The following is a 17023-nucleotide window of genomic DNA, read 5'->3' on the forward strand; positions in this document are numbered from 1 at the left end:
ACTCCTAAGGACTTTTCTTTATTATAACATGATTTAAAACCAACGCATCTGCATTTAGTTTACATAATATAAATTATGTAAATTAGATACTTCCAGTAATCCAACAACAATTTTTCAGGTATTTAAGGCACAATAAATTCAAGGCTTGTTAGAGGAGGAATTGCCTTTGCTTACGCCAGATCAATTGTCAAAGTTGCGTTCCATATTGCTTGCAGAAAAGGAAGATTTGCACCAAAGACTTGATGCAAATCAGCATTTTGATACTGAATTCGCTCTAATCAAAGAATCTTTGGATGAATTATCAAGTTATGATAACCATCCAGCTGACCATGGAAGTGAACTGTTCGAAAGGGAAAAAGATATCGCGCTAAATGAACATGCAGAAGAACAGCTGCAGGATACCATTATGGCCCTTGAAGCTATGGATAAAGGTAAGTATGGCAAATGCCAGGTCTGTGGCAAGGACATCCCTGTAGAGCGGCTTATGGCATTACCGACAACAACCCGTTGCATTGAACACACACCAAATAAGGTGACATCCGATGATCGTCCGGTCGAAGAAGAAGTATTAACCCCACCATTTGGCAAGTTTAAGTACGATGAAACTGATGTATCTATGTATGATTCGGAAGACGCTTGGCAGGAGGTAGCCAGATACGGAACATCTGAAAGCCCTTCGGATTTCCAAAATCACGGAAGATTTGATTATGATGAAATGTATATCGAATCCGATGAACCGGTCGGGTACGTGGAACCGATTGAAGGTTTTGCCATGGCTGACATGTACGGAAATTATATCGGTGTCTCCAACAATATTATACACGAAGCCTATGAGGCAGAGTTAGATGAGGCAAATATTATGTCTGCTGTGGGTGGGTTAGGAACCGAAGACCTAGAAATTGATGAAGAACTAAGAAAATAGAAGAAAAACTTTCCGTTATTCATGATTTTGGACCTAATAACGGTTAAATAACTGAAGTATTTTCCGTTATTCCGGTTTAAGGGTTATTTAAGTGATTACTTTAGTTAAATAGCGGAGAAGTTTTCCGCTATTTAACCTTTTTTTCTGGAACTATCCCAAATTACGGAAAAGTTTTCCGCTATATGTAAAGCTACTATCGAAGCCCTTTCCAAGCTTTCCCTTACCGGGACTACAATATCTCAGCAAATCCGTCGTATTCCAGCATGTTCTAACTTTCCTAGGTTTAATAAACCCTACCAACCTTCAGAGGCACGATCTTTTTTCAACCACTCGATTAGTTCTTTTTCCCGTGCCTCACTCATCTTCGCCGAAAATTCAGGCGTCCATTGATAAAACCCTGCCCCATTCTTCTGACCATATTTTCCTTGATCAACCAATTGACGCATGCTTGCAAGAGAACCATCCTCTTTGCAAAGGTCTGGGAACAGATAACTGGAAATCGCGTGAAAAACGTCCAATCCACCCATATCAGCTGTCATGAATGGTCCTGTAACAGGTAATCGGCGACCTAGGCTGTATCGAACAGCATCATCTATATCCTCCATGCTTGCTACACCTTGTTCTAGGATATACTGAGCCTCCCTAAACAAAGCATATTGCAGGCGGTTTCCAATCGAACCAAGGATGTCCTTTTTTACCAAAATTGGTTTTTTATTCATTTTCTTAATCATCGCCATCGCTCGATCGACGGTTTGATCTGTGGTTTTTTCTCCTTTGACTACTTCCACAAGCGGAATTAAATGGGCGGGATTCCAAAAATGAGTCACAATCGTTCTTCCTGGTTCTTGGGTATTGATAGCAATAGCTGTTGGGCTTAATCCCGAGGTATTGCTAGCAAGAATAACATCTGACGAACATTGCTGATCGAGCTTTTGGAAGAAATCCTGTTTTAACTGCAATATCTCTGGAATAGCTTCAATAATAAAGGTTGCCCCTTCCAGTGCTTCTTCCCAATGAACCGTAAATTGAATTCGTTCTCTCGTTTCGACCTTCTCCCCCTCGGTAATAGCCTGATTTTGCAGCAATATCTCGAGCTTGTCCCTAACCCCACGCTCTCCGTTTGCAATATCCTGTTCGGTGTTTCCCCAAACTTTAACAGCTAGTCCAGAGAGAGCCGCAGTCAGGGCGATGGAATGTCCCATTGTTCCTGAACCCAATATGGTTAGTTTTTCTTCTTTCATCCTTATTCCCCCTTTATCTTTTACTTTTCAAAGAACCCCTGATAAAACTGTCCGATCCGGTGTATGCCTTCCTCCAACAATGAGCGATCACCAGCAAAGCAGACACGGATTAAATGTTTCCCTGAAGGGCCGAAAACACCGCAAGGTGCAACAGCCACCTTCTCTTGCTTTAGTAGCTGTATGGCAAAATCGCGAGCTGTTACCCCAGTTTTCGAAATATCGATCAGAATATAAAACGCACCTTTTGGCTTATTATAGTCAATTTCATACCTGTCTAGGATGTCACAGGCGGCATCGCGTTTTTCACGGTATTCCTTCCGCATGGTTGTCACAAATTCACTTGACCCATCTAGCGCAGCCTCACCAGCTTTTTGAGAGATAGAAGATGCGCAGGTTGTGACGGGTTCCTGCAATTTACACATGAGATTGAAAAGATTTTCCGGAACAAGCGCATAGGCAAGGCGCCAACCCGTCATCGCATAAGCCTTGGAAAAGCCAAAGATACTAATGATTCGGTCTTCCAGCTCAGGTGCCAAGGACAATGGACAAATATGTTCGCCCTCATAGATTAATTCATCGTAAATTTCATCGGAAATAAGATAGATATCATGTTTTTTAGCTAGCTCAAGGACGCCTAGCCAAACTTCTTTAGTAAAGACGGCACCTGTTGGATTACTAGGCGAATTAATAATCATGGCTTTTGTATACGGGGTAATTCTATCCTCCAACGCTTGTAGATCAGGAAGGTATCCATCTGCTGCGTTTGTTGGGTAATAAACCGGAATCGCACCTTGCATACGAACTAGACTTTCATAATTGGGGTACGTCGGATCTGGAATCAGTACTTCCTCGCCCACTTCAACCAGGGACAGTAAAGCAAGATTTAACGCTGCGACGGCCCCCGCCGTGATGATAATCCGTTCTGTACCAACCTGAACCTGATAGTCTCGTTCCATTCGTCGAGAGATGGCTTCTCTCAATGAAAGCAATCCTGCATTCGAAGTATAATGAGTATACCCCTCTTCCATCGCACGAATGGCTGCCTGCCTTATATGTACCGGGGTTTCCGCAGCGGGCTCGCCGATCTGGAGCTGAATGACATCTGACATCCCTTCCGCCATATTCATAATTTCCCGAATACTATTCATAGGAATTCTTTCACGACTTTTCGCAAAACTTTTCATGTTCTTCTCCCTAAAAATTAATTTTATGTATCTTTTAATATATCATATTTAGAAATACAAAACCTCAGTTTCCACTCTCTCTTGTCCGAATAGTCCACAATATCCCTACTCCAATAAGGATTAACGCAGCACCTCCATATGTAAGCCATAGACCATTCTGCAAACGGATCACGGCATAGCCAAGAAGTGGTCCCAGTGCTGCCCCCATATCGATCATCATAGAATAAATGGTCATGAAAACGACTGTATTTCCTTCCTTGGCTGCATCTGAAGCAATTGCATCGATCAAGGTAGTGAGCGCTGTGGCGGATATGAGTAGCACGATCACGATTGGGAGCCAAATTAGCAATGGGACTTCAAGGGGAATGAGAGAATATGTGATTCCTGCGATGAAAAGAAAAATGACTAAATAAGGCTTTCTCCCCTTTTCTCCGTCTGACCATTTGCCTATATTCGTTGCCAAGAAAGGTTCCCATGTCCATCGAAAGGCTTGGAGAAGACCTGACAAGGCTGACCCAGCAACAACGAACCCTAGCATAGCAAGCTCAAAATGATGATATTCAATTACATAGCTTAAGGTGGAAGTAAGAATCCCCTGAAAAAGCATGGCAATCAACAAACCGCTAACTACAGCCTGCATGACTTGGCGGGAGAAAAGCCAGGTCTTGGTTTCCTGATTCCAATGCAATTTTTTCCTCGATTGATTGGTAACATGGGAATCTTCAAACGAAATAAAAAGAAATGGGATTGCCAAAAACGGCGTAAAACCGAATAGGAATGTGACACCCGTAATCCCCCAGGTACTTGCAAGGAAGCCCCCAAGAAGCATGCCGAATAAACTTCCCAAGCGATACAGCCCATTATACGTTCCCATCCATTTTCCTCTATTACTGTCCTCAGCACAAAGAATGACAGTAAAATATCCCCCGAGCTTTAATAATGACCAGGCCATCCCCCAAATACAACGGAGAATAAACCAAATCCAAAAGCTGTTCGCTAAACCATACCCAACCGTTGCTGTGACCGAAAGAACGATGGCAATCAAAAGGCCTTTGCGAAGCGAGAGTCTGTGATAGAGCCACCCAACCAGTGGATTCATCGGCAGCCTCACGAAGCGATTCACAGACAATAAAATCCCAACCTCAATTAGGGACTGCAATCCCGCCTCTTTCCAATAAATAGGAAGCACAATGTATAACATCGAATCTCCCAAAAGGCAAAAAGCAGTTATGAGGGAAACGGTCACCACAGGATGTTTCCACTTATCCATCATGCTATTCCCGACCTTCTTTAAGTCATTTCCTACAATATAACACCATTTTTCCAATTGTAAATATTCAATATTTATTGCACAGAAAAAATTTTAAAATTCATTCACATCTTCCTTGAAACCTTTTTGAAATCGACTCGTCTATTAAGATAAGTTCGAATAAATTGCCAGGAAAGGAAATGATTCACATGGGAGTTTTTCGTAATCATCCTATTAAGCTTCTTCTTGCCAGTTCCTTAATTTTAACATCCCTGCCTGCCTACGCTGCAGAACCTGCTACACTTCCTGCTAATCCAAAGGTTTCGGCACAGGATAACCAAGCTATGGAAAATGCTAAGGTGTCCAAAGATAAGGCACTGCAAATTGCCAAAAAAGGCATTGATATTCCTGCTGACTATACACAACGAAACGTTGAATTTCAATCAAAATGGTGGGGCAGTAATTCTCCCGCCTGGGTATTTTACTGGGATCACCAAGGCCCCGATTACGGCAGTATCCAAGTCGTAGTGGATGCCAATAGCAGTAGCATCTTAAATATCGATATGTACAAAAATGAATATGACCCGAATGCTACCTATCCGCCCAAGGTTGATCTCGGCAAAGCAAAAGATTTGGCCATGGAATTTATTATGAAACAATTCCCGGATAAGAAGGATGAAATCGTTTATGATAATCGATTTGAACCGACTAAACCACCATTACAAGGGAGTGTTATCTATCCCGTTACGTATAAGCGAAAAGTGAATGGTATTCTCTTCGATAATAACGAAATTCGCGTGAATATTAACGGGAACGGTGAAGTCACCGGGTTCAGTTATCGTTGGAGTGACGATATTCAATTTCCTGCTGCAAAGAATGTGATGAGTGAGGAATCTATCACCAAACTTTATGAGGATCAGTTAGACCTATCCCTTCGGTTAATACGCTATTGGGGTCCGAGACAAAAAAATGATACAGATCCCATCGCTTATGTTCCGCAAACATTCGATGGTACTGGCTATTATGGACAACAATATTTTCGGGCAACAGACGGGGCACTTGTAACCCCTTGGGGTGATATGATTCCCCAGACACAATTAGGACTCGAGCAGATCTCCGACAAAAAATTAGGGGATATGCCCGCTGGTAAAACCCTGACTCAGGAACAGGCACTTGCTGCTTTAAGAAAACATTTTTCCCTGCCAGAGGACTCAAAGATCATCAACGCAAGCTACCGTGAAGAAAATATCGATAATCCTGTTTCGGTATGGGACTTTAATTGGGAGCAAAATGTAAATGGAATTACTCGAGGCTGGTCCTCCGCTTCGATTGATGCGGTAACAGGAAGAGTCCTGAACTATAATAATTCAGATCAAGTTTATTATGCAAAGGAAGAAGGCAAAATCCCTGCAAATGAAAAGACGTCTCCGAAAATTTCTAGAGAAGAAGCACAAAAACAAGCAACTGAACTAGTTAAAAAATTAAATCCAGATATAGCAAATCAAATTTATTTTGTGAAAATGCCTCCAAATCCTTATCAAGAGGCAAATCCGGGAATTTTCTATTTTTCCTTTGCCGTCCTACAGCACGGTGTAACCCTGGAAAATCAAAGCATAGGGGTTAGTGTTGATTCACAAACAGGAAAAATTGCCAACTATTGGTTTGACCCCTACAATTTAAAACTGCCTAAGGAAGCCCCTGTGGTTGTTAATAAGGAACAAGCAAAGAAAACCTATATGGATATGGTTGAATTGAAATTAACCTATATATTACCGCAAGAGAAACCGAGCATCTACAATAAACCAGGTAAATCCAATACGGAGGCTATGCTGGTGTATGAAGCGCGAATGAAAAATAGCGGAGAACCCACTTTCCTTGATGCCAAAACAGGCTTATGGACCAATCGGGAAACCAAAAAACCGGTGAGCACTGCGGAGACCATCTCCGATATTAAAGGCCATAAATACGAGAAAGAACTACGATTGCTTCTTCACTATAATATATTCGACATAACAGATGGCAAAATAGCCCCGGAAGAACAAATTTCGCGTGGTGAAATGATTAAAATGCTCATGCTCGTACAAAACAACGGTTATCCAATCTGGTATGACCCTAATCGCGCAGCAACCTTTAGCGATGTTTCCAAGGAGTCTGACTACTTTGGTTACATTGAAAATGCCGTACAGCAAAATCTGATCGATGGTACGAAAACAGAATTCAAACCAAATGAAAAAATTGACCGCGAAGAACTGGCCAACTTAATCATTAAAGCATTAGGGTACAGCAACTTATTGGAAGTGCCTAACCTGTTTAACAATGATCTAACCGACACCGCTTCGATGGAAAACCCTGCGGCCGCGACTTTGGTTACAAAATTGGGAATTATGGATACTGCAAGCAAAGCCTTCAAGCCAGATGAAAAAGTTACCCGTGCGGAAGCAGCTGTCGCCTTTTACCACTTTCTTAGTAAAAGAAACCAGGGTGGAGCGATTAGATATTAGAAAAGTGTTTTCTCATAGCGTTGAAAATAGTCCTTCATAATTTCTATGAAGGACTATTCCTATTTGAATTTATCCTTTATAACTCGTTAAAGGAATTGATAAGTTTATTGATTCACCCTATTCTGAAGCTCATTAATAATCAGTTGCATAACCTCACCATTTAAACCACCCTGCTCCTGCACAACCTGTTGAATGACCTCTTCAACTGCTTGATCTCCCAATTTTTCTGCCGCTTCCTGAACTTGAGGGTCCTGCATGACTTGTTGCACGAAATTGACTGCAACCTTCGCACTTACTTTTGCGGATTCCATCAAGGCGTTTTGTAGCTCCTGATCGTTCATAACGTTTTGTGCCACATTACTCGCTAATTGTCCAATTTCTTTGCCGGCATCCTTTAAGATCTCGACATCTTTATCTGATAGCACTTCTTGCCCATTCATCGAGCATCCAACAAGGCTTAAACTGCCGACCAAGGCCAAAGCTAAAGCCATTGATAACTTTTTCATGGTTTCCCTCCATTCGAGTCTTTATACAATTATTTACGAAGATTATCCATTCATTGTTTCAATAAATTCACCGACACTTTCTTATGCGGAAAATTACATCCTTTGAATATTTCCCTACAGTTCATTGCACCCTAAAGAAATATTAAACAACTTTTTGAGGTGAAAGTGCATGGGGATGAAGACGCAATTCGGAAAAATTTTCACTGGTTTTCTTAGTTTCACCATTTTTTTAACAGCTTGTTCTGTGAACCACCCCCAGGAAAAATTATCGGTTCAAGAAGTTCAAAAAGCTGATCAAGTAAATTTGACTAGTATGAAGATTGGCGAGGATGTTTCAGAGCCGTCCATCCGAACCATTCAATCAGGTAATGACCGTTTGATTTCTGTAGAAGATTTTTTTAAAACTTTGGATTTTCGATCCGCATGGGATGAGAACCAGAAGGTGTTGAAAATCGGTGATTCGGATGTCCTCTATGCCATTTATCCTGAGCGTAGTCAGGCGGTCGCTGAGGATTCCTTGGTTGAACTTCCGCAGGCACCACGTGTCATTAACGGACAGGCTTTTATGACACCTGACAGCTTGGCTGCTATCATGGGGACCTCTGTTACATGGGATTCCAATCATAACCTAGCTGTGCAACCCATTGACGATAATCGTTTAACAGATGAAGGAATGGAAGTATTGGGGCTTCCACAAATCAATGAAGACAAGATCGTAACGAAATCTTTAAACTATAAGGGCGTACCCTATCTTCGCGGTGCAGATCCGTATCCTAAATCCAGGCGCTTCGACTGTTCGTCCTTTGTCCGGTATTTATACAGGGACTTTGGCGTTCATTTACCAAGAACCGCCCGGGCCCAAGCACGAAAAGGTATTCGTGTGAGTATGAAAGATCTGCAAAAGGGTGACCTCCTCTTCTTTTATACCCCTGGACGTTTCAAAAGCAACAAAATTGTCGGACATGTCGGGATGTATATTGGAAGAGGAAAAATGATCCACACCTATGGAAAACCCGGCGTTACCATCTCACCTGTCCATGGATATTGGCAGACCCGCTTTCTATTTGCCAAACGACTGGCAAGGTAATTTCCTAAACAGTTGCCTAGACAGATCTCTCTAAGATACCACGGAGATCTGTCTTTTATTTTTGGAACTATTTACAAAATTTTTAATCGGGAGTTTAATAAAGGATGAGTATTCCAGAAAGAAGGGTTGTGTTCATCTTTGAAATTACCTTATTCCCTCTTTGAAACGTTTCTTGTTTCCCTACTGGGTGGATTGATCTTTTATTTCTTAACCATCCCATTAGCTTGGCTGTTGGGACCTTTGACCGCTACGATGCTTTGGAAGCTATTGACCAAAAGAAAGTTATGCTGGCCATCAAAATTTCGTGATCTCGGAATGATGGTTTTAGGTTATATGCTAGGATCCTCTTTTACTTGGGGAACGCTTACACAAATTACCTACCAATTGCCATCCATGCTAATTGTCACGATATTAACCATCGGCTTTAGCTTCTTCATGGGCTATTTAGTTGTCAAAGGGGCTAGGGTCGACTTCGTTAGTGGAATCATCGGATCAGTACCAGGCGGTTTGTCACAAATGGTCATTCTGGGAGAGGAATTAAAAGGGGTCGATACTACAATTGTAACCTTCATGCAGACCTTTCGCCTAATGATTGTCATCTTCACAGTGCCCTTCATTCTTGGTCACGGATGGTTAGGGGAAATTGGACTGCGGACTGAGGTCACTCCAACCGAAGTTAAATCGTCTTTTCTTTTATCATGGTATGCATATCCAATTTATTTATTTATTGTTTGGATCGGAGCCCGATTGGGAAAGAAAATCGGCTTACCTACCGCACCCTTACTGGGGCCGCTGTTGCTAACTGCCGGATTTGTTCTTGCTGGGATACAGGCGCCCCCATTGCCTTCTTTCATTATTTTGTCCGCTCAAATTTTGGTAGGTGCATATATCGGGTTAATGATGAATTTCTCAAGCCTCTCCAACTGGAGGAGATTTGCTCCCTATACAATTTTTTCCTGTTTTGCTCTTGTAGGCTTTTCCTTGTTGTTGGGCTGGCTAATTACCTTATTTTATTCGATGTCGCTTTACACTGCGGTTCTCGCCACGACACCTGGGGGCATTGCCGAAATGGGAGTTACTGCTCATGAGGTAAATGCTAATTTATCAATGGTCGCAGCATACCAAATTTTTAGAGTTCTTTTCATTCTTTTTCTTGTTCCACCCTTTTTAAAATGGTTTATTAATAAAGTTCGAGCATCTAGTATGGCCAAAATCGGTGAGCAAAGAATGGAAAAAACGAGGATCTAAAAACCCTCGTTTTATTTTGCTTCTTCTACCAATTTTTTAAATCGCTTGGCTAATTCTTCAGGATTTCCAAATCCAATGATTTGATCTGTAATCACTCCATCTTTGGAAATGAAAAAACTTGTGGGAACCGCTTGAATTTGATATAGCTTAGATGCCTGTCCTTTCTCATCTAGCAGGACTGGAAAAGTAAATCCCATTTCATCACTAAACGCCTTCGCCTTTTCAACGGAGTCATTTTCAGTAAGGTTTACAGCGTAGATTTCCAAATCGTCCTTGTATTCCTCGTACAATCGAACAAGTTCTGGACCCTCTATTCTACACGGCCCGCACCAGGATGCCCAGAAGTTAAGTACCACAGGTTTTTGTAAATTTTCTAAGGTATAAGTTTTTCCGTCTAAACCTTTCAACTCAAATCCAGGGGCTTGTTTTCCTACCTGCTGTGCAAAGCCTTGACCTTGCTCTGTCTCTGGAGCCTGTGTCGTTTCATTATTTTCCGATGCACGATTCATGTACAAGATCACTGTCAAAACGACTGCAACAGTGAGAATGATCGTCGTAGCTTTTCGCAATGTCACTCTCTCCTCTATTTAAAACAACGTTCCTATTTACTTGTTACTTCTATTTCTGCCCACTCTTCATAGCACTTAATCACGGAACACATATCTTCATTACCAAACCCGTTGCTAATCGCCATTTGCAGCATTTGTCTAACTAGCGATAAAACAGGAACAGGCAGCTTCAATTCGGCCGCAAGATCTGTAGCCAATGTTAGATCCTTATGCATGAGAGCTGTTGCAAAATGTGGACGGAAATCACGGCTAATAATTTTTCCAGTTTTATTATCTACCATTCCGCTTCGTGCACCGCCACCGCTTACAACCTTTACAAATAGCTCTGGGTCAATCCCTGACTTGGTAGCCATAATCAAACTTTCCGATAATGACAACAAATTGATGGCTGCAAGGGTGTTATTTGCGAGTTTCATATAGGAGCCTGCACCGTTCTCCCCCATATGGAATGAGGCTTTCCCCATAATTTCAAATAATGGAGCACATTTTTCGTAAACTTCACTCTTCCCACCTACCATGAAGGTAAGAACTCCCTCAATCGCTTGTGGTTCACTTCCAGTAACAGGGGCGTCTAACATTTCTACCCCTTTTTTCGCTAATTCAGCCGCAAGTTTCTTGCTTGTCTTCGGAGAAATCGTACTGCTGTCTACAACAATCAGTCCTTCATTTGCTCCCTCAAGGATTCCATTTGCTCCCAAAACAACCTGTTCTACAGCAGAATCAGCTGTCAGCATGGTGAAAACAACTTCGCTTTGACGAGCGACATCTGCTGGAGAATTCGCAAATACCGCGCCTTTTGCAATTAATTCGTCTGCCTTTTCCTTTGTACGGTTATAAACAATGATTTCATAGTCTGCCTTTAATAAATGGGATGCCATTGGCGCCCCCATTGTACCCAATCCTACAAACCCAATTTTTTTCAATTAGATTCTCTCCTTTCTATTTTAAACCAAAAATTGAAATCTCATTCTATTATACCTCAAAATGGTTATACTTTAATAGATCCCCCATTGAACGGCATACCGCCTAAAAATCGCCTTTCAAACCGTCATAAAACAAAAAAATATACGAAGGAATATATAATATGCCTTTACGAGGAGGAATTGATGTGGGACATTCTCACGCAGCAAGATATCAGGTAGATAAAAAGCTCTTAGCGTCATCGAGCGGATCTCTCCACATTGGAAAAGATCTATCTTTGCAGCGGACTATTTTCCTTTATCAAATCTCGGGGCGAAAAGGGATGATTCCCGAGGAATATGTACGAAGAATTGCCGATGTATCGGGGGTTTCCGATGAAGGGTTACTGCATATTCTTGATATAAGTCCATTAAATCAATCGGTATTTGTAGTGCTAGAAGCACGCTCAGGTCATCCACTAGCCAAGATTCCTACTGAAAAATGGTCCCTTTGGAAAAAGATTAAATTGGTCTATGAAATCGGAAAAATTATACAGCGCTCCCAAGAACTTCGGATCCGTGGCTTTTCCGTAACCGCAGAAAACATTTGGATATCTGAAGGGGAACCGGCAATTATTAATTATTGGTCAGAAGGGGATGTACAAGGCAGAGGGAAAAACGGACTAGTTTCACTCTTCTATCAATTACAAACCGATTCTCTGGAAATCCCTCTCCAGTCACAGGATATACTTCACCATATTTCCGAATCGCTTGAAAATGAATCGCCGGCCGTGCGGGAAAGAATTCTTCAGGTTTGTCATTCATCCCTTTCTGTGGACCATCCTTTGGCTACAGTCATCCAAAAATTTGGGGAGTTATTGTCCCTAAAGGAAAATGATAACCGTCCTCCTTCCCCTACTCAAATGGATGATCCGGTGCGTCAAGAAAAGGAACATCTTCACCTTCACCCAAAGGAACGGGCTGGGAAAAGAATTCGACTCGTTGGAGGAATCGCAGTAACCCTTGCTTTATTCGGATTAGCCGGTTATACCTGGTCTCTGCTAGCAGAAGATCCTGATCCTACAAAATCTCAAGCGTTGGAAGCAGCCCCTTCATCACCGCAAGAAACGCAGTATAATGCGGAGGAACAGGAACAAGCCCCCCCTTATGAACTAGAAAATCCTGTAATCATCCAACAAGGTGCTGCCTATACCAGTCCAGCAATGATCGTGCCAAACCTAAAAAAAATGAAAAAAGAAGAGGCGGAACAAACAGCACTTGCTCATGGATTACATTATCAATATTTTCTGGAGTATGCCAATTACCCAGAAGGCCATGTATATAAACAAAATTTAAATGCTGGAGAAACTTTTCAAGAAGGAGACACCATTTCTTTCTGGGTGAGTAAAGGCCCTGCACCTGAATCCCCGTAGCAGACCTAATAAAAAAACGTTCCCTATTCAATTTCCCTCCTGTTTGTTAAGATAGTTACTATGAACTTTGGAAGATTCATAGACAGACATACAGGAGGGGAAACCATGTTATGGAAGGCCTTTGATCCTGCTCCTGTTCCAGGAGAAATCAAGAATTGGCTTGCAGACAATAACATCCCATTAATCTTTGGACCGATTTTGCTTCGGCGTGGCGTTGATAGCGTTGATCATCTTCACCACTTCTTTCACGGCACGCTTGCCGATACAACACCCAGTACGGCCTTTGGAGCGCCAATTTATCAAGCTGTAGACCGCTTAAAATCAGCCTTTTATCAAAAAGAACGAATCGTTATTGTTGGCGATTACGATGCGGATGGAACAACTGCGGCCACCGTTGTAATGACTGTACTTTCCGCTTTAAAAAACCACTATGGTTTCGAAGTAGAATATCTAATTCCTGATCGCTTCTCTGAGGGCTATGGTCTGAATGATGCAAACCTGCCAAGACTACTAGCGATGAATCCCAATCTTGTGATTACAGTCGACTGTGGTGTTTCCAGCGATAAGCAAATAGCCGAATTAAAAGCAGTCGGCATAGATACAATTGTGACAGACCACCATGAACCAAAGCAAACCTTCCCCCAACACGCATATGCCGTTGTTCACCCGATGGTAACAGATTACCCGGATCATGGAATTTGTGGTTGTACAGTCGCCTATCAACTGATGAAGGCAATCTGGGAATGCCAAGGAAAAAACCCACCAAAATGGGTTACAGAGGATTTACTTGATTTAGTCGCTGTGGGTACCGTCTGCGATATTATGCCACTGAGAGGTGATAATCGGATATACGTTCGCCTCGGTCTAGAAAAAATAAAACAGGGACAAAGACTAGCATTTCAACTTATGAAACAAAAACTGGGATGGAAACAAATAAACACGAAAACTTTGGGTTTTTCGATTGGTCCCAGAATAAATGCGGCTGGGAGAATGAAAGATGCAGATCCCGTTGTCCATTTACTGCTTTCCCAAAATCCTACATACTGCAATAGTATCCTAGAAGAACTAGAAAAGCGAAACAATGAACGCAAAGCAGCACAGGAGCATGTTGTGGAAATTGGCATGCAGCAAGCGGAGAGCTCCCCTTATCAGCACGTACTCGCAATCATCGATGACTCCTTTCATGAAGGAGTGGTAGGTATTGCTGCCTCCAAAATCGTGGAACGATTCTATAAACCAACCTTTTGTCTTGCGCGTCACGAGGGAAAAATTAAAGGATCTGCCCGTTCCATCGAGGGTGTCCATTTATTCCAATTGATGGAGAAATATCAACATTTCATTGGCAGCAAATGGGGCGGACATGCCACAGCGGCCGGACTTACCTTTGATGATGAAAGTACAGTCGATGACTTCTTCCACGCATTAGATGCCGAACTAGCCAGCTATCCGGAGGAAGTTTGGCAACGGGTACATCGCTTTGATACGAAACTAGACATGAATAGTCTGCCAGTGGATCGTTTTTTTGAAGTATTAGCTAAATTGGAGCCGTTCGGTCAAGGATTCCCAGCTGTACAATGGGCCATTGATGGCACCTTGCTGCCGGGTCGCCAGTTAAAGGAAGAGCAAAAGATTGGAAAATTGCAGGTCGGTGCTTTGCAAATCCCTTTTGCTATGTGGTCCAATGCTTCCAGAGCTTCCTTTCATCGACAACAGACGTACTTTGGAAGCTTTGAATATAGTGATTATTGGAATGGGATGCAAATCGTACCACAATGGGTTATGTGAGATCTCATGAGGCTAGCACACATGTTTAGGATCAAAATATCCAACACTAAGACCTGAAGGAGCTATGATTCCTATTTATAGAAAGGGAGGTTCCCCATGAAGCGTGTGTTTCAAACAGGTCAAAGAGTAGAACATAAAACCCTTGGTGAAGGAACAGTCACTGAGCACTCTCCGGCATCTAGCCAGGTTGAAGTAGGATTTTCTGAATTAGAAACTTACTGGGTCCATGAGGATGAATTAAAATTAGAGTCATAAGCGGTCCATTTATGGGCTGCTTTTCTTTTATTTTCAGCAAAACTCTTTTCAAATCGTTACCAAAATGGCAAAATGTATGTAATTCGTATATTTCAGACAGAAGAATGAGAAGGAGAAGGATCATGGGGAATATAATTCATGTAGAAAATGTTTTTTTCAAACGTGATGAACGAATGATTTTATCGGATATCCATTGGGATGTAAATACTGGGGAGCACTGGGCCATGATCGGTCTGAATGGTGCCGGAAAGACCACCCTATTAAAAATGATCAACGGCTATATGTGGCCTGTAGCAGGTACCGGTGCTACGATTGAAGTGTTAGGAAAACGTTTTGGCTCTGTTGATTTACGCGAACTGCGCAAGTCTATTGGATGGGTCAGTACGTCTTTGACAGATTCCATTTCTCCCTCTCATACCGTGATTGATGTTGTCATGAGTGGGAAATTTGCCACCTTCGGTCTCTACGATTCCGTAGCCAATCAGGACAAAGAGAAGGCTATGGTCATTCTAACCAAACTTGGTGCAAAACATACTGCAGAGCGTCGCTTCGGGGTATGTTCTCAAGGGGAAAAACAAAAAATCATGATTTCCCGGGCCTTAATGGCCAACCCCAAACTATTAATTTTGGATGAACCATGTACTGGTTTAGATATATACTCCCGCGAAAATTTACTGCTTGCCATTGATGCACTAGGGAAACAGCCCAATGGGCCGACAATGATTTATGTTACCCATCATATTGAAGAGGTCTGTCCAATCTTTACACATGCCCTAATTATGAAAGAAGGCCAAGTTGTAGCTGCAGGCACAAAGGACAAGGTGATTACCGATACCATCCTTTCCGATGGACTGGGACTTCCCCTGGAAGTTGAGTGGAATCTGGGACGAGCATGGGTCAAGTTGCGTGAGGAATTGGAAGTCAGGAGCTAAGTTCAATTTTGGTTTTGGGAAGCGGACAGTGGATTCCAAAAGGATCCTCTGTCCCTAACCATGTGCTCCAGAATCGATGTTAAGTGCAGATTTGCCAACTAATCGCGTTCAACCCCATCCAAATGGGTCACTGACAATTCAGCATAGGCCACACCTTTTTGAATTTGGATCATCTGATGCAATTTGCGCAGCTGCTGTAAAGGACCTTTTACTACAAGGATTTCAAGACATTGATCGTGATTGAGGTGCACGTGCATCGTGGAGATGATCTCGTGATGGAAATCATGCTGCAGTTCCATTAGATAAAGAGGTAAATGACTAATGTGGTGGTCATAAACCATCACAATGGTTCCAGCTACAACCTGATCTAGTTTCGTCCAATCTGTATCCAACAGAGACTTTCTGACAAGGTCACGAATCGCCTCCGAACGGTTAGTATAACCCTGTTTTGTTATTTTCTCATCAAACTGTTTCATCAACTCGTCGGGCATGGAAACCCCGAAGCGAACCAACGTGTCTTTTTCTTTTAATTCCTTTTCCTTCATAGCACCCTCCATTTCATCCCAACCCAAAATGCTAATTTTCCCCAAATACTCGCGCCAAAAATTTCCGCAAATAAATTTACTTCTTAAATGTAACAAAGTGGCACATTTTTTGTAAATAGGGCACAAATAAACACCCAGTCTCTTTATGACTGGGTGTTTATAAAATGATGCTATTTCGCATTTTTTAGAATGATCTCTAAATCTGCATTTAAAGTAGTCGATTGCGCATCGCTGTTCAAGTTCGTTTTTACCCGGTCCATTGCTTGTAAAGCCTTTGGATCTGTCACCACAAGAACACGAGTATTTTTTCCTACCAAATTTTGAATCGTACTGGGATTGTCCTGAAAGTTCGTTCCTTTAACCCCATCAATACTGTTCGCAATTTTATTTTTAGTTCCCAATTCCCCACGGTTTTTTCCGATAATCACTGTATTCCCAAGAATTAAAGCCTTTGTTTTCCTTGACCCACCGTGATTGATATAGCTTTCAAGCTGAGTCGAAACGCCATTACCATGAAGAGACTTGGTGGATTCCACATTTATTTTATGTTCTGCTTTGGCATGATTACTTTCCACATTCATCTTTGCATTATTTCCTTGATACCCACACCCGCTAAAAATTAACGATGCACATAGTAATGAGGTATAAGCTAACGACTTCATCTTTA

At 42.1% G+C, this 17023-nt stretch carries 16 protein-coding genes; 8 read left to right on the top strand and 8 right to left on the bottom strand.

Annotated features, from left to right (window positions below; genetic code table 11):
- Positions 1-166 precede the first annotated feature (166 nt).
- Entirely contained in the window at positions 167-922 is a 756-nt protein-coding gene (locus J2Z37_RS05890; RefSeq protein ID WP_209809295.1) for a TraR/DksA C4-type zinc finger protein, read from the top strand.
- Positions 923-1215: 293 nt separating this feature from the next.
- On the opposite strand, the gene J2Z37_RS05895 is transcribed toward J2Z37_RS05890, so the two are convergent.
- The 3 genes from J2Z37_RS05895 to J2Z37_RS05905 all read right to left on the bottom strand — a co-directional run bounded on the left by J2Z37_RS05895 (position 1216) and on the right by J2Z37_RS05905 (position 4620).
- Positions 1216-2163 carry a 3-hydroxyacyl-CoA dehydrogenase family protein gene (locus J2Z37_RS05895; protein WP_209809296.1) on the bottom strand — a complete coding sequence of 316 codons (948 nt, stop codon included), beginning with the start codon at positions 2161-2163 and terminating at the stop codon, positions 1216-1218.
- Positions 2164-2183: 20 nt separating this feature from the next.
- Positions 2184-3347 (bottom strand): pyridoxal phosphate-dependent aminotransferase, encoded by a 1164-nt coding sequence (locus J2Z37_RS05900; protein ID WP_209809297.1) that lies wholly within the window; start codon positions 3345-3347, stop codon positions 2184-2186.
- A gap of 64 nt (positions 3348-3411) precedes the next feature.
- Positions 3412-4620 (bottom strand): MFS transporter, encoded by a 1209-nt coding sequence (locus tag J2Z37_RS05905; RefSeq protein WP_342453795.1) that lies wholly within the window; start codon positions 4618-4620, stop codon positions 3412-3414.
- A 185-nt stretch (positions 4621-4805) separates the two neighbouring features.
- On the opposite strand from J2Z37_RS05905, the gene J2Z37_RS05910 reads away from it, so the two are divergent.
- Positions 4806-7097, top strand: a complete 2292-nt coding sequence (locus tag J2Z37_RS05910) for a YcdB/YcdC domain-containing protein (RefSeq protein WP_209809299.1) — start codon at positions 4806-4808, stop codon at positions 7095-7097.
- A gap of 104 nt (positions 7098-7201) precedes the next feature.
- Here the strand turns inward: J2Z37_RS05910 and J2Z37_RS05915 are convergent, their stop codons facing one another.
- Complete coding sequence (locus J2Z37_RS05915; protein WP_209809300.1) at positions 7202-7603, bottom strand: hypothetical protein; 402 nt, start codon at positions 7601-7603, stop codon at positions 7202-7204.
- Between the two features lie 169 nt (positions 7604-7772).
- On the opposite strand from J2Z37_RS05915, the gene J2Z37_RS05920 reads away from it, so the two are divergent.
- Both J2Z37_RS05920 and J2Z37_RS05925 read left to right on the top strand, forming a co-directional pair.
- Positions 7773-8690 carry a C40 family peptidase gene (locus J2Z37_RS05920; protein WP_209809301.1) on the top strand — a complete coding sequence of 306 codons (918 nt, stop codon included), beginning with the start codon at positions 7773-7775 and terminating at the stop codon, positions 8688-8690.
- Positions 8691-8828: 138 nt separating this feature from the next.
- Positions 8829-9938 carry an AbrB family transcriptional regulator gene (locus J2Z37_RS05925; RefSeq protein WP_209809302.1) on the top strand — a complete coding sequence of 370 codons (1110 nt, stop codon included), beginning with the start codon at positions 8829-8831 and terminating at the stop codon, positions 9936-9938.
- An 11-nt stretch (positions 9939-9949) separates the two neighbouring features.
- On the opposite strand, the gene J2Z37_RS05930 is transcribed toward J2Z37_RS05925, so the two are convergent.
- Together J2Z37_RS05930 and J2Z37_RS05935 are read right to left on the bottom strand one after the other, a co-directional pair.
- Positions 9950-10507, bottom strand: a complete 558-nt coding sequence (locus tag J2Z37_RS05930; protein ID WP_245203598.1) for a TlpA family protein disulfide reductase — start codon at positions 10505-10507, stop codon at positions 9950-9952.
- 32 nt (positions 10508-10539) lie between these two features.
- Positions 10540-11430, bottom strand: a complete 891-nt coding sequence (locus J2Z37_RS05935) for an NAD(P)-dependent oxidoreductase (protein WP_209809303.1) — start codon at positions 11428-11430, stop codon at positions 10540-10542.
- Between the two features lie 185 nt (positions 11431-11615).
- Between J2Z37_RS05935 and J2Z37_RS25980 the strand changes: the two genes are divergently transcribed.
- The 4 genes from J2Z37_RS25980 (at position 11616) to J2Z37_RS05955 (ending at position 15811) form a co-directional block, all read left to right on the top strand.
- Complete coding sequence (locus J2Z37_RS25980) at positions 11616-12839, top strand: PASTA domain-containing protein (protein WP_209809304.1); 1224 nt, start codon at positions 11616-11618, stop codon at positions 12837-12839.
- Between the two features lie 105 nt (positions 12840-12944).
- Positions 12945-14624 (top strand): single-stranded-DNA-specific exonuclease RecJ, encoded by a 1680-nt coding sequence (gene recJ, locus J2Z37_RS05945; protein WP_209809305.1) that lies wholly within the window; start codon positions 12945-12947, stop codon positions 14622-14624.
- 96 nt (positions 14625-14720) lie between these two features.
- On the top strand, positions 14721-14879 hold the full coding sequence (locus J2Z37_RS05950) for a hypothetical protein (RefSeq protein ID WP_209809306.1): 159 nt from the start codon (positions 14721-14723) through the stop codon (positions 14877-14879).
- 122 nt (positions 14880-15001) lie between these two features.
- The gene (locus J2Z37_RS05955) at positions 15002-15811 is read left to right on the top strand and encodes an ABC transporter ATP-binding protein (protein ID WP_209809307.1); all 810 of its coding nucleotides are present in this window, start codon (positions 15002-15004) and stop codon (positions 15809-15811) included.
- Positions 15812-15909: 98 nt separating this feature from the next.
- Here the strand turns inward: J2Z37_RS05955 and nikR are convergent, their stop codons facing one another.
- On the bottom strand, positions 15910-16356 hold the full coding sequence (gene nikR / locus J2Z37_RS05960; protein WP_209809308.1) for a nickel-responsive transcriptional regulator NikR: 447 nt from the start codon (positions 16354-16356) through the stop codon (positions 15910-15912).
- Between the two features lie 170 nt (positions 16357-16526).
- Entirely contained in the window at positions 16527-17018 is a 492-nt protein-coding gene (locus J2Z37_RS05965; RefSeq protein ID WP_209809309.1) for a hypothetical protein, read from the bottom strand.
- Positions 17019-17023 lie beyond the last annotated feature (5 nt).

The organism is Ammoniphilus resinae, assembly GCF_017873965.1.
GTDB lineage: Bacteria > Bacillota > Bacilli > Aneurinibacillales > RAOX-1 > Ammoniphilus_A > Ammoniphilus_A resinae.